11 protein-coding genes and 1 pseudogene are annotated in these 12340 nt (G+C 71.7%); 4 read left to right on the forward strand and 8 right to left on the reverse strand.

Annotation, left to right across the window (positions count from 1 at the left end; all coding sequences use genetic code 11):
• The first annotated feature begins 108 nt into the window (after positions 1–108).
• Together AB0H81_RS16125 and AB0H81_RS16130 are read left to right on the forward strand one after the other, a co-directional pair.
• Positions 109–873 (forward strand): isoprenyl transferase, encoded by a 765-nt coding sequence (locus AB0H81_RS16125; protein WP_358374837.1) that lies wholly within the window; start codon positions 109–111, stop codon positions 871–873.
• Between the two features lie 207 nt (positions 874–1080).
• Positions 1081–2400, forward strand: a complete 1320-nt coding sequence (locus AB0H81_RS16130) for a PhoH family protein (protein WP_358374839.1) — start codon at positions 1081–1083, stop codon at positions 2398–2400.
• A 9-nt stretch (positions 2401–2409) separates the two neighbouring features.
• On the opposite strand, the gene AB0H81_RS16135 is transcribed toward AB0H81_RS16130, so the two are convergent.
• From AB0H81_RS16135 to AB0H81_RS16145, 3 genes are read right to left on the reverse strand one after another with little or no spacing between them, the layout of a single operon-like run.
• Positions 2410–2904 (reverse strand): hypothetical protein, encoded by a 495-nt coding sequence (locus AB0H81_RS16135; protein WP_358374842.1) that lies wholly within the window; start codon positions 2902–2904, stop codon positions 2410–2412.
• A 44-nt stretch (positions 2905–2948) separates the two neighbouring features.
• The gene (locus AB0H81_RS16140; RefSeq protein WP_358374845.1) at positions 2949–4385 is read right to left on the reverse strand and encodes a HAMP domain-containing sensor histidine kinase; all 1437 of its coding nucleotides are present in this window, start codon (positions 4383–4385) and stop codon (positions 2949–2951) included.
• Positions 4382–5056 carry a response regulator transcription factor gene (locus tag AB0H81_RS16145; RefSeq protein ID WP_175603042.1) on the reverse strand — a complete coding sequence of 225 codons (675 nt, stop codon included), beginning with the start codon at positions 5054–5056 and terminating at the stop codon, positions 4382–4384. The genes AB0H81_RS16140 and AB0H81_RS16145 overlap by 4 nt, the downstream gene beginning before the upstream one ends.
• Positions 5057–5318: 262 nt before the next feature.
• On the opposite strand from AB0H81_RS16145, the gene AB0H81_RS16150 reads away from it, so the two are divergent.
• The gene (locus tag AB0H81_RS16150) at positions 5319–6026 is read left to right on the forward strand and encodes a lytic transglycosylase domain-containing protein (RefSeq protein ID WP_358374848.1); all 708 of its coding nucleotides are present in this window, start codon (positions 5319–5321) and stop codon (positions 6024–6026) included.
• 70 nt (positions 6027–6096) lie between these two features.
• The gene (locus AB0H81_RS16155) at positions 6097–8094 is read left to right on the forward strand and encodes a glycosyltransferase (protein ID WP_358374851.1); all 1998 of its coding nucleotides are present in this window, start codon (positions 6097–6099) and stop codon (positions 8092–8094) included.
• A 3-nt stretch (positions 8095–8097) separates the two neighbouring features.
• On the opposite strand, the gene AB0H81_RS16160 is transcribed toward AB0H81_RS16155, so the two are convergent.
• The 5 genes and pseudogenes from AB0H81_RS16160 to AB0H81_RS16180 all read right to left on the reverse strand — a co-directional run.
• The gene (locus AB0H81_RS16160; RefSeq protein ID WP_358374854.1) at positions 8098–9261 is read right to left on the reverse strand and encodes a tannase/feruloyl esterase family alpha/beta hydrolase; all 1164 of its coding nucleotides are present in this window, start codon (positions 9259–9261) and stop codon (positions 8098–8100) included.
• Positions 9261–10379, reverse strand: a complete 1119-nt coding sequence (locus AB0H81_RS16165) for an alpha/beta hydrolase (RefSeq protein ID WP_358374856.1) — start codon at positions 10377–10379, stop codon at positions 9261–9263. Before AB0H81_RS16165 ends, AB0H81_RS16160 begins: the two co-directional genes overlap by 1 nt.
• On the reverse strand, positions 10376–11647 hold the full coding sequence (locus tag AB0H81_RS16170; protein ID WP_358374858.1) for an MFS transporter: 1272 nt from the start codon (positions 11645–11647) through the stop codon (positions 10376–10378). Before AB0H81_RS16170 ends, AB0H81_RS16165 begins: the two co-directional genes overlap by 4 nt.
• A 54-nt stretch (positions 11648–11701) precedes the next feature.
• Complete coding sequence (locus AB0H81_RS16175; protein WP_358374905.1) at positions 11702–11923, reverse strand: helix-turn-helix domain-containing protein; 222 nt, start codon at positions 11921–11923, stop codon at positions 11702–11704.
• Positions 11909–12340, reverse strand: a pseudogene (locus AB0H81_RS16180) (4Fe-4S dicluster domain-containing protein); the annotation flags it as partial. The gene AB0H81_RS16175 and the pseudogene AB0H81_RS16180, both read right to left, overlap by 15 nt.

The raw sequence follows: 12340 nt of genomic DNA on the forward strand, positions 1-12340 counted from the left end.
CGTTCCGGGGAGGATCTCAGCCCGTGAGGCGCGGACACAGCGAAACGCGGTGATAATTGCCTGTTAGGTCACTCGACCGAAGGCACAGCACCGCTGGGGAGGGACTCCGTGGGCCTGCGCGACCTGGTCTACCGGCTGTACGAGCGCCGGTTGGAGGCCAAGCTGTCGAAGGAAGACAGCGTCCCCCGGCATGTCGGGGTCATCATCGACGGCAACCGCCGCTGGGCACGCGCCATGGGCATGCGCGACGTGTCCCGCGGGCACCGCAAGGGCGCGGACAAGATCTCCGAGCTGCTCACCTGGTGCCGCGAGAGCGGCGTCGAGGTGGTCACGGTGTGGATGCTGTCCAACGACAACCTCAACCGGCCCAGCGAGGAGCTGGAGCCGCTCCTGCGGATCATCGAGGACGTCACGCAGGAGCTCGTGGACCAGGGCTGGCGCATCAGTCCGGTGGGAGCGCTCGATCTGCTCCCCGACCGGACGGCTAATGTCCTGAAAAATGCGAAAGAAGCGACATCGCACCGTCCTGGCCTGATTGTGAACGTTGCAGTTGGGTATGGAGGAAGACGTGAGATTGCCGATGCGGTGCGCTCACTCCTCCAGGAGCAAGCCAGCAAGGGGGCCAGCATCGAGGACCTCGTCGAGGTACTCGATGTGGAGCACATCGCGGAGCATCTCTACACTCGCGGCCAGCCCGACCCGGACCTTCTCATCCGGACCTCGGGCGAGCAGCGGCTGTCCGGCTTCATGCTCTGGCAGAGTGCTCACTCCGAGTTCTACTTCCACGAGGCTTACTGGCCTGACTTCCGCAGGGTCGACTTCCTGCGGGCGCTGCGCGACTACGCCGCGAGGCACCGGCGTTACGGTTCCTGACCCGACATCTGGGTATCCAAGACGTAACGTTGGAAGTGTCCGGCCACAGGCCGGACACTCCGGAGAGGGCCCCATCCTTGCGCCAACACCTGCCGAGGGGGCCGGAATCCGGCGTCGCCGGCACGTCGCGGCCGGGGACACGGGTCCGGTCCGATTCCCACCTCGTCTGCAGGGTGCCCCCCGCCAGGGGCGCCCGGGGGAGAACGTGTGGCAGTGTCCTCGAGCAACCCGTCCACTCAGCCCGGTAAGCGCACGTACGTGCTCGACACCTCGGTCCTCCTCGCCGACCCGGCGGCGATGACCCGCTTCGCCGAGCACGAGGTCGTCCTCCCGATCGTCGTCATCACCGAGCTGGAGGCGAAGCGGCACCACCCCGAACTGGGCTACTTCGCGCGCAAGGCTCTGCGTTACCTCGACGACCTGCGCGTCAGGCACGGCCGGCTGGACGAGCCCATGCCGGCCGGGGACGGCACCCTCAGGGTGGAGCTCAACCACAGTGACCCGTCCATCCTGCCCGTGGGCTTCCGCCTGGGAGACAACGACACCCGCATCCTCACGGTGGCCCGTGCCCTGGCCGCCGAGGGCTGCGACGTCGTGCTGGTGTCCAAGGACCTGCCCATGCGGGTCAAGGCGGCCTCGATCGGGCTGGCCGCCGAGGAGTACCGCGCGGAGCTGGTCGTCGAGTCGGGCTGGACCGGCATGGCCGAGGTCCAGGTGACGGACGACGACGTCCAGACGCTGTTCGACCAGGGCTCGGCCGACCTCGACGAGGCCAGGGACCTGCCCGCCCACACGGGTTTGCGGCTGCTGTCGAACAAGGGCTCGGCGCTCGGCCGCGTGCTCCCCGACAAGTCGGTGCGCCTGGTGCGCGGTGACCGCGAGGTGTTCGGCCTGCACGGCCGGTCGGCGGAGCAGCGGATCGCGCTGGACCTGCTGATGGACCCGGACATCGGCATCGTGTCGCTCGGCGGCCGGGCCGGCACCGGCAAGTCCGCGCTGGCGCTGTGCGCGGGCCTGGAGGCGGTGCTGGAGCGCCGCCAGCACCGCAAGGTGATCGTCTTCCGGCCGATCTACGCGGTCGGCGGCCAGGAGCTCGGCTACCTGCCCGGCACCGAGGGCGAGAAGATGGGCCCGTGGGGCCAGGCGGTCTACGACACCCTGGGCGCGATCACCACCCCCGAGGTGATCGAGGAGGTGCACGACCGCGGGATGCTGGAGGTGCTGCCGCTCACCCACATCCGCGGCCGGTCGCTGCACGACGCGTTCGTGATCGTGGACGAGGCGCAGTCGCTGGAACGCGGGGTGCTGCTGACCGTGCTCAGCCGCATCGGCGCCAACTCCCGGGTGGTGCTCACCCACGACATCGCCCAGCGCGACAACCTGCGCGTCGGCCGGCACGACGGCGTCGTGGCCGTGGTGGAGAAGCTCAAGGGCCATCCGCTGTTCGCGCACGTCACGCTGACGCGCTCCGAGCGCTCGCCGATCGCCGCCCTGGTGACCGAGATGCTGGAGGACATCAACCTCTAGCCGCCGCGCTCACTTCAGGTCGCCGCAGATGAACCGTCCCTCCACGATGGAGGGACGGTTCTCGTACCTGTGAATGATCTTGACCTGCTCGAACGCGGCGTCCTGCTGGGCGGTGCACACGATCTGGGCCTTGGCCGGCCGTGACAGCGTGCCCTCGCCCTTGACGATGACCGTGAGCGTCGAGGTGCGGGGGAGCTGCACCTCGTCGCGCCGGACCGGGTTGAGCGAGTCCTTGATGCCCTCCAGCGTGAAACCGCGCAGCGCGGTGTCACGGCCTTCGAGCGGCTGCGTGGAGGCCGCGAACAGGGCTGTCAGCAGGCTCTCCACGGTGTCGGACTCGACGTCGGCCGGCTCCTTCGTCAGCCTGCCGTCCTTGAGCAGGTAGATGGTCTTGGACGGCGGCGGCACCTGGACGGTCGGCGGCCTGGCCACCTCCCGCACATCGGTCGGCGCGATGCCGCAGCCCGCCACCACCACCGGCACGACACCCGTCAGCAGGGCCATGGCTCTCGCGCGCCGGCCGCGGCACCCCCGCCTCGTGCGGCCCCTCATGCGCGCGGCAGCCAGACCGTGAAGAGCGTGCCCGGCGTCTGCGGGCGCACCGAGATCGTGCCGCCGTGGAGCTGGGCGTTGGCCCTGGCGATGGCCAGGCCGAGGCCGCTGCCCTGGCTGCGGGTCCGCCCGGCCCCCGCCTTGAAGAAGCGGTCGAAGACGTGAGGCAGGGCCTCGGGCGGTATGCCCTTGCCGTGGTCGCGCACCTTCACCTCCAGGCCGTTCTCGGTGCCCCTGGCGCTCACGGTGACCGGCGGCCGGCCGTGCTTGAGCGCGTTGCCGACGAGGTTGGCCACGATGACGTCGAACCTGCGCGGGTCCAGGCTCGCGGTCAGGGCCGGTGAGGCGGTCACCCCCACCTCCTCGCCCCAGCCGCGCACGTCCAGACAGCCGTGGATGGCCTCGGCGACGTTGACCGGCTCCAGGTTGAGCGTGGCCGTGCCCGCGTCGAACCGGCTGATCTCGATGAGGTGCTCGATCAGCTCGCGCAGCCGCTCGATCTCCTTGAGCACGAGCCGGACGGCCTGCGCCGTGTCGTCCGGCAGCCGTTCCACCTCGTCGTTGAGCACGTCGGCCACGGCGGTCATGGCGGTCAGCGGGGTGCGCAGCTCGTGGGAGACGTCGGCGACGAACCGGCGCGACATGGCCTCCAGCGCCCGCAGCTCGGACACGCTCAGCTCCAGCGCCGCCGCCGCGTCGTTGAACCGGGCGGTCAGCTCGGCCAGCTCGTCCTGCCCGTGGACCGGCAGGCGGGTGTCGAGCCGGCCCTGGCCGAGCGCCTGGGCCGCCGCGCTGAGCCGGCGGACCGGCAGCAGCACCTGCCGGGCCGACAGCAGCGCCACGACCAGGGCGATGGCCACGATGCTGGCGCCGCCCTGGGTGAGCTTGCTGCGCAGCGTGGCGAGCTGGCTCTGCTCGTCGCGCAGCGGGAAGAAGACGAACGTGCGCAGCGCGGTGGGTTCGGCGACGGTGTCGGTGCGCCGGTAGACCTCGGCGCCGACGATGAGCCACAGCTCGTTGTGGATGACCCTGCGCTGGGTGACGATGTTCTGCTTGGCCCGGCCGTACAGCTCGTTGGGCACGTCGTCCATGGTCATGGGGCCGTCGGCGTAGAGCAGGCCGCGGTACTCGACGACGACGCTGCGGCCGGGGCCGTCGAGCGACTGGCCGAGCTGCTCCAGGTTCTTCTCGGTGGGCGGCGCCTCGCCCGGGCGCAGCCGGCCGATCGGGAACGCGATGCGGTCGAGCTCGCGCTCGACCACGTCCACGGCGGTGTCCTCGGCCCGCTCGACCAGCGCGGTCTTGGCCAGCTCGAAACCGATGGTGGCGACGAGGACCGAGGCGGTGACGGCGACCAGCGTGAACGTGATGACGAGCCGCGCGCGCAGTCCGGTGGGCAGCCTGACCACGCGCCCGAGAAGCTTCTTGATCATGGGGGGCTGAACCGGTAGCCGAACCCGCGCACGGTGTGGATGAACACCGGTTCGGCGGGCTTCGGCTCGATCTTCGCGCGCACGCGCTGGACGCAGGCGTCCACCAGGCGGGAGTCGGCGACGTGCGTGTGGTCCCACACCTCCCGCAGCAGGTAGCGCCGGTTGAGCACCTGGCCGGGGTGACGGACCAGCTCCAGCAGCAGCCGCAGCTCGGTCGGCGTCAGGTGGATCTCCTTGCCGGCCAGCGTGACCTTCAGCGCGCCCCGGTCGATCACGAGGTCGCCGAAGGTGATGCGGTCGGACGCCGCCGACTCGGCGCGGCGCAGGATGGCGCGGATGCGGGCGTCGAGCACGCGCGGCTCGACGGGCTTGACCACGTAGTCGTCGGCCCCGGCCTCCAGGCCCACCACGATGTCGAGGTCGTCGCCGCGGGCGGTGAGCAGGATGACGGGGAGCTGGTCGAGCCGGCGGATGCGGCGGCACACCTCGACCCCGTCGATGCCCGGGAGCATGACGTCGAGGATGGCGATCTCGGGCCGGCGCGACCGGATGTGGTCCAGGCCCTCCTCGCCCGTGGCGTAGGAGGTGACGGAGTGCCCCTGCCGTGTCAGCGCCAGCTCCAGGGCTGTGCGCACGGAGGCGTCGTCTTCGATGAGGAGGATGCCGGCCACCTGCACATTATTCGTCCAGGTGAGGGATGCATCAGACGTGCGTCATAGAACTGTGACATCTCACTCACATGACCACAAAAAACCTAAGGGTCGCGTCAGGGCCGGTAAAGCCTCCGTCAGGTGTGACCAAAATCACATGCTGCGGGAAATGGCACGCCAGGTGGCTGGTGGGGCCACTGTTGTCCTGCCGAATGTCCCGTTTCGGTTGCGGACCACCCCCCAGGACAGGGCAAGCTCATTGCTCGTGAGCCCAGGTCCGCAGTTGAGTGAGCGCCGCGCCCCCGAAACCCCCCGCTCGGCACGCCGACCGGCCCGTTCCTCGCGCCTGAGCCCGAAGAAGGTGCTCGGTGTCGGCCTGGCCGCGGTCATCGTGCTCGGCGGAGGCGGCTACACCGCCTTCCGCGCCGTCCAGAACGCCAACGCCCCCCGCGACGCCGACCCCATGTCGATCACCGACATGGGCGCCATCGCCAGCGGCGACTTCGGCGGGTCCGACCCCAAGACCGACGCGCTCAAGGAGGCCGCGGTCCAGGCGTACAAGGCCGACAAGCTCAAGGACGCCCGCGCCGGCGCGAAGAGCGGGTTCGACTGGGTCGAGGTCAAGAAGAAGGCCCCGGGCGGCAACGGCTTCCCGCCGGCCAACTTCCCGCCCGGCAGCACCCCGTCACCGGGCACCAACAAGGCCGTCGCCCGGGGCATGCTGGCCTCCTTCGGCTTCGGGGCCGACCAGTGGGGCTGCCTCGAACGGCTCTGGACGAAGGAGAGCGGCTGGAACGAGCGGGCCATGAACCGCTACTCCGGCGCGTACGGCATCCCCCAGTCCCTGCCCGGCAGCAAGATGGCCTCGGCCGGCGCCGACTGGCAGACCAACGCCGCCACCCAGATCAAGTGGGGCCTCGGCTACATCAAGGGCCGCTACGGCACGCCGTGCGGAGCCTGGGGACACTCGCAGTCCACGGGTTGGTACTGACAGGTCATCTTTCCCTCAGCAATCGGCAAGCCGCCGCGTCCGTCCACGCGGGCGGGCGCACGCTGGCCCCATGGCTGTGAAGGTCAGTGTGATCGTCGATGTCCACAACCCGGGTGATTCGGCCGACGCGTGCCTGCGGTCCGTCCTGGACCAGACGCTGCCCGCCGACGACTACGAAGTGATCTTCGTGGACGACGGGTCCACCGACGGGATCGCCGAACGGCTCGACACCGTCGCCGCCGTGCGCCGCAACGTCCGCGTCCTGCACCTGCCGCACAGCGGCTCGCCCATGCGCGGACGCAACGTCGGCATCGCCGCGGCCAAGGGCGAGTACGTCTACCTGATGTCCCAGGGCGACCGGCTGGCCCGCGAGGCGTTGGAGCGCATGTACGAGCGGGCGGTGGAGACGGACGCCGACGTGCTGGTCGGGCGGCTCGCACGCGACTCGGGGCCGCCCATGGGCGCCTTCCAGCAGAGCCGGGCCCGCGCCGACATCCTGCGCGACCGACTCTTCTCGCTCCTCACCCCGCACAAGCTCTACCGGCGGGCGTTCCTGGAGCAGCACGCCCTCGCCTTCGCCGTGCCCGGCGGCCACCTCGCCGAGCAGGCGTTCTCCGTGCGCGCCTACCTCGACGCCAAGGTGGTCGCCATCCTCGCCGAGCAGGTCTGCTGCCACCTGGGGGAGCGGCCCGAGCCCGACGAGGACCCCGGCACGGTCGTGGCCGAGCTGCGCGAGCTGCTCGACGGCATCGACGCCTGCATCGGCGAGGGCCGCCACCGCGACCGCATGTACGCCTACTGGTTCCGCTCCACCGCGCTGCGCCCCTTCCTCACCAGCAGGTTCGCCGGCTCCTCCATCGACCGGGGCATGCACTTCACGCTGCTCAGGGAGCTGGTCCTGGAGCGCTTCCCGGAGCGGCTCGACCGCTACCTGCCGGTCCACCTGCGGGCCGTGGCGGCGCTCCTGCGGGCGGGCCGGCTCGACCAGCTCGTCGTCCTGGCCAACTCCACCCGCCGCGCGGGCCTGGGCGCCGACCTGACCGAGGTCCGCTGGGACGGGCAGGTGCTCGTGCTCGGGCTCACCGTCGAGGTGCTGGGCGGCGACGGCCGGCCGACCGTCTTCCGCGCCGACGGTGACCGGCTGCACTGGATCCCGCCCCGCTCGCTCGACACCGCTCTGCTGCCGGACACTGTCACCGACGTCACCCCGGCGGTCGAGCGGGCCCGCATCGAGGTCTACGTCCGGCACTCCGGGACGGGCGTCATCCACTTCCTGCCCGTGGCGTACCGGGTGGAGCGCGTCCCTGACGGGCGCCGCCACACCCGGGTGCGCATCGTCGGCGAGGCCCGCGTGGACGCCACCGAGGCCGCCATGGGCCGGCCGCTGCGCTCCGGCCAGTGGGAGGTCCACGTCCGCATGTACGGCGGCGCGCACCAGGCCCGCAGCCGCGTGCGCCGCCCCGAGGGCCCGCTCAACTGCCTCGGTGTGCTGGCCGAACGGCCGAAGACCCGCCTGGTGGTGCCCTGCTGGACCGACGAGGGCGAGCTGGGCCTGGCCGTCGAGCCGCGCTCGTTCGCCGAGTCCATCGCCCTGGTCTCGCCGGGTGTCACCGTCAGGAGGCAGGAGGGGCACCTGTACGTGGTGCTGCCGGTGCCGTACGTGCCGCCGAGCGGAGGACCGCCGCTGGAGCTGGTGCTGCACGGCACGGGCCGCAGGGCGCGCGAGGTGAGCGCTCCGGCCCTCGTCGAGCCGGGACTGGCGGGCCGCATCGCCGGCCAGCTCGTGGCCAAGCTGCCGATCCGGCGGATGTTCGCGCCGCCGGACGTGCTCGGCCCGGGCCGGTGGCTGCCGTCGCTGCGCACCGCCGAGGAGGAGGTCGGGCTGCGGTTCGGGCTGGAGATCCGCAGGGGCGCCGTCATGGTGCGCCCGACCGCCGCCGTGGACCCCGCGCGCCGCTCGCCGCTCGGCCGCGACACGGCCCTGCACCGCATCGGCCGGCGCCTGCCCGGCGCCCGCCACCTCGTACGGCTGGCACGCGCGGGCAGGCACCGCTACCTCAAGGACTGACGCCTACCGGCCGGTCCACTCCTCCAGCTCGGCGAAGGCGTCGCGGAAGGCCGGCAGCATCGGCCTGAGCCGGTCCGGGTAGACGTCCACCAGGCTGTCGAGGTGGTTGCCGCCCTCCACCCGGTGGTAGCGGAAGGGCCGGTGCGGGCCGACCATCCGCGCGTACACGTCGGAGTCGCGCTCGATGGGCAGCAGCGAGTCGAGCGTGCCGTGCAGCGTGATGAGCGGCTTCGTGATCCGCCCGGTCAGCGCGATCCTCGCGACCGCCGCATAGGGGCGGCGCGCGTCGTAGTCGTAGTCGGCCGCGGCGCCGTCGTAGGACGGGTCCAGCTCCTTCTGGTAGAGCTGCTGGGTGAGCTCCCAGTAGTACTGCCGGTGGAACGGCCACAGGAACTCCGAGCCGGCCGCGAAGCCCGCCTCCCGCACCCCGGTCTCGTCCGGGTACGCCCTGAGCGCCTCCGGCAGGTAGTTCAGCAGGTTGTCGCCCTTGACCCGCCAGAGCGTGCCCTCCCAGTCGACGCCGCCGTCGTAGAGCCACCCGCGGTTCTCCAGCTGCCACCTGACCAGGTAGCCGCCGTTGGAGATGCCGGCCATGTACGTGCGCCTGGGGGCCCTGCCGTACCTCTGGGCGGCGACGGCCTTGGCGGCGACCGTGAGCTGGGTGACCCGCTCGTTCCACTCGGCGATGGCGTCGCCGGGGCGCCGGCCGTCGGTGTGGAAGTTCAGGCCGGTGTTGCCCTTGTCGGTGGCGGCGAAGGCGTAGCCCTTGGCCAGCACCCAGTCCGAGATCGTGAAGTCGTTGGCGTACTGCTCCCGGTTGCCGGGCGTGCCGGTGACGACGAGGCCGCCGTTCCAGCGCTCGGGGAGCCTGATGACGAACTGGGCATCGTGGTTCCAGCCGTGGGTGGGGTTGGTGGTCGAGGTGTCGGGGAAGTAGCCGTCGATCTGGACGCCGGGGACGCCGGTGGGATTCACCGTGGCGGCCGAGTGCAGGCCGGCCCAGTCGGCGGGATCGGTGTGCCCGGTCCGGGCGGTGCCGGCGGTGGTGAGGTCGTCCAGCTCGGCCGTGACGGCGTGCTCGGCGCCCGGCACGGTCGACGGCCGGGCCTGGGCGGGGGCGGGTAAGGGCGTGAGCAGGCTCGCGACGAGGGTGAGGGCGACGAGCATCAGGCCTCCAGAAGGTGCCGGGCCAGCAGGCGCCGGAAGTCGTCGGGGCGTTCCAGGTGCGGGCTGTGCCCGCACTTGTCCAGCACCGCCTCGCGGTACGGGCCGTAGCGGCCGAGCACGGCCCGGGTCTGGGCGATCATGGGCTGCGCGGGGGTGCCGGGAGAACCGGGCACCACGCCGATGGCGCCCAGGTGGGCCAGGTCGAACAGGGATGTGTCGGAGACGATCACGTCGTCGGCTCCGCGGATCCACAGGACGGGCGGCTTGGGGGTGATCTCGTGCAGGTCGTCCAGGCGGAAGCGGGTGGGCGCCGCCGCGTTGAGCACGCCGCGCAGGCCGGGCGCGACGCCGGGCCAGGCGGGCGAAGTGGCGGCGTCGCCCGGGTAGTGGTCGTCGCCGACGCGGGTGGTGAGCATGGCGGCGACGTAGCGGTCCTCGTCCTCCACGGGGCTCGCCACGTACGCGGCGCGGAACACCGAACGGGGCGAGGCCGGGTCCTCGTCCGACAGGTCGCCGCCCTTCAGCCGGGCCACGAACTCCGGGTTGACCGCGCCCGCGCCCGACCCGGCGCCGTCGGGGTGGGTCAGCCGGCCGTCCGGCCCCTCGGTGCCGCCGAACCCGTACGGCGAGATCGGGTTGACCAGCGTGACGGACCTCACGGCGGCGGGCCGGTCGCGCAGCATCTGCAGCACGATCCCGCCGCCGAGGCTCCAGCCGACGAGGTGGACGGCGGGTAGCTCCAGCGCGTCCACCAGCTCCAGGAGGTCGTCGGAGAAGTCCCGCAGGCCCCGCGTGGCGTCGATCGGCTCCGGGTCCGTCCCGCCGAAGCCGCGCAGGTCCACCGCGAGCGGGCGCAGGCCGTCCGGCAGCGCCGCCATGCTCGCGCGCCAGAACGCCGAGGAGGAGACGTTGCCGTGCACGAACAGCACCGGCGCGCCGGTCCGGCCCTCGACGGTGACGACGTGCTGGGTGAGCCGCGGCGTCGTGACCCGCGTGGAGACGAACGCCGGGGCAGAGCTCACACGCGCCTCCGGCACGGTGCTCACACGCGCCTCCGGCACGGTGCTCACACGCGCCTCCGGCACGGTGCTCACACGCGCCTCCGGCACGGTGCTCACGCGCGCACCTTCTCGGCCAGGTCGCGGCCCTGGGTCTCGCGGGCGGCGAAGACGGCGACGAGGGTGAGGACGGCCGCCGCGCCGAGGTAGACGGAGATCGGCAGGCTGCTGCCGAAGTCCTTGAGCAGGGCCACCGCGATGAGCGGGGCCAGCGCCCCGGCCACGATCGCCGAGAGCTGCGCGCCGATCGACACGCCCGTGTACCTCATCCGCGTGCCGAACAGCTCGGAGAAGAAGGCCGCCTGCGGGCCGTACATCATGCCGTGGAAGAGCAGGCCGACCGTGACGGCCAGCGTGATCGCCAGGAAGTTGCCCGTGTCCACGAGCGGGAAGAACGCGAAGATCCACACCCCGATCCCGGCCGCGCCGGCCAGGTAGATCGGGCGGCGGCCGAGACGGTCCGACAGCGCCCCCCACATCGGGATCGTGACGAAGTGGATGGCCGAGCCGATCAGCACGGCGTTCAGCACGGTCGAGTTCGTGATGCCGGTGGTCTTGGCGTACGTGATGACGAAGACCGTGATCAGATAGAACGAGATGTTCTCCGCCAGCCGCGCGCCGATGGCGATGAGCACGTCACGCCAGTGGTGGCGCAGCACGCCGACGATCGGCGCGGTCGGCTCCGGCTCGGCCTGCTGGAAGACCGGCGACTCCGTGATCGACAGCCGGATCCACAGCCCGATCAGCACCAGCACGCCCGACAGCAGGAACGGCACCCGCCAGCCCCAGCTCAGGAACGCCTCGTCCGACTGCGTGGCGGCCAGGATCGCCAGCACGCCGGTCGCCAGCAGGTTGCCGCCGGGCGCGCCCGCCTGCGGCCAGGAGGCCCAGAAGCCGCGCCGCTCCGCGTCGCCGTGCTCGGAGACGATCAGGACCGCGCCGCCCCACTCGCCGCCGAGCGCGAAGCCCTGCACCAGCCGCAGCGTCGTGAGCAGCAACGGCGCGGCGGAGCCGACGCCCGCGTACGTGGGCAGGCAGCCGATGAGGAACGTGGCGGCGCCCATCATGAGCAGGCTGACCACCAGGAGGGTCTTGCGGCCGACCCGGTCGCCGAAGTGACCGAAGACCAGGCCGCCGAGGGGGCGGGCGACGAACCCGACGGCGTAGGTGAGGAACGCGAGCAGGGTGCCGGTCAGCGGATCGGCCTCGGGGAAGAACAGCTTGTTGAACACGAGGGCGGCTGCCGAGCCGTACAGGAAGAAGTCGTACCACTCGATGGTGGTGCCGATCAGGCTGGCGCCGACGACCTTCTTGATGGAAGTGGCCATGCCGTCACGCTAGGGAGTGACGCGGGTCACTCATATGGGGGCGAAGCCCACAGTCTACCGCTCCGATGTGTGGCCGAGGCGGTGCAGGCGCAGCGCGAGCTGGATCTCCAGGGCCCGCTCCGGATCGGACCAGCCCTCGCCGAGGAGCTTGCCGATGCGGTCGAGCCGCTGCGTGACGGTGTTGACGTGGATGTGCATGACCTCGGCCGTACGGGAGGGCGAGCCGCCCGTGCCGAAGTAGGCGGCGAGCGTGGCGGCCTGCGCGAGCGCGGCCATCGCGCCGAGGCTCGGGTGCGCCCGCTCCAGGAACGGCGCCAGGCGTCGCGTCAGGCCCGTCAGCGGCCTGGACAGCCGCAGCCGGCGCGGATAGGGGAACAGGGCGAAGACCAGCCCGCGCACCGCCCGCTCACGCGGCTCCCGCTCGTGGACGCGCTCCACCTCGGCCCGTGTCTGCTCGATCAGCCGGTCGTAGCGCACCCCGGACGGGCAGGCGGTGACGCAGGCCATGCAGCCCAGGCAGGCGTCGAAGTGCCCGGCCATCTCGGGCGTCACCGGGGTGCCCTCGACGTGCTGCTTCATCAGGTGGATGCGGCCGCGCGGCGAGTCCATCTCCTCGCCCCACAGCACGTACGTGGGGCAGGTGGGCAGGCAGAACCCGCAGTGGACGCAGTCGTCGATCAGCTCCGGGTCCAT

The organism is Nonomuraea sp. NPDC050691, from assembly GCF_040654455.1.
Classification (GTDB): Bacteria; Actinomycetota; Actinomycetes; order Streptosporangiales; family Streptosporangiaceae; genus Nonomuraea.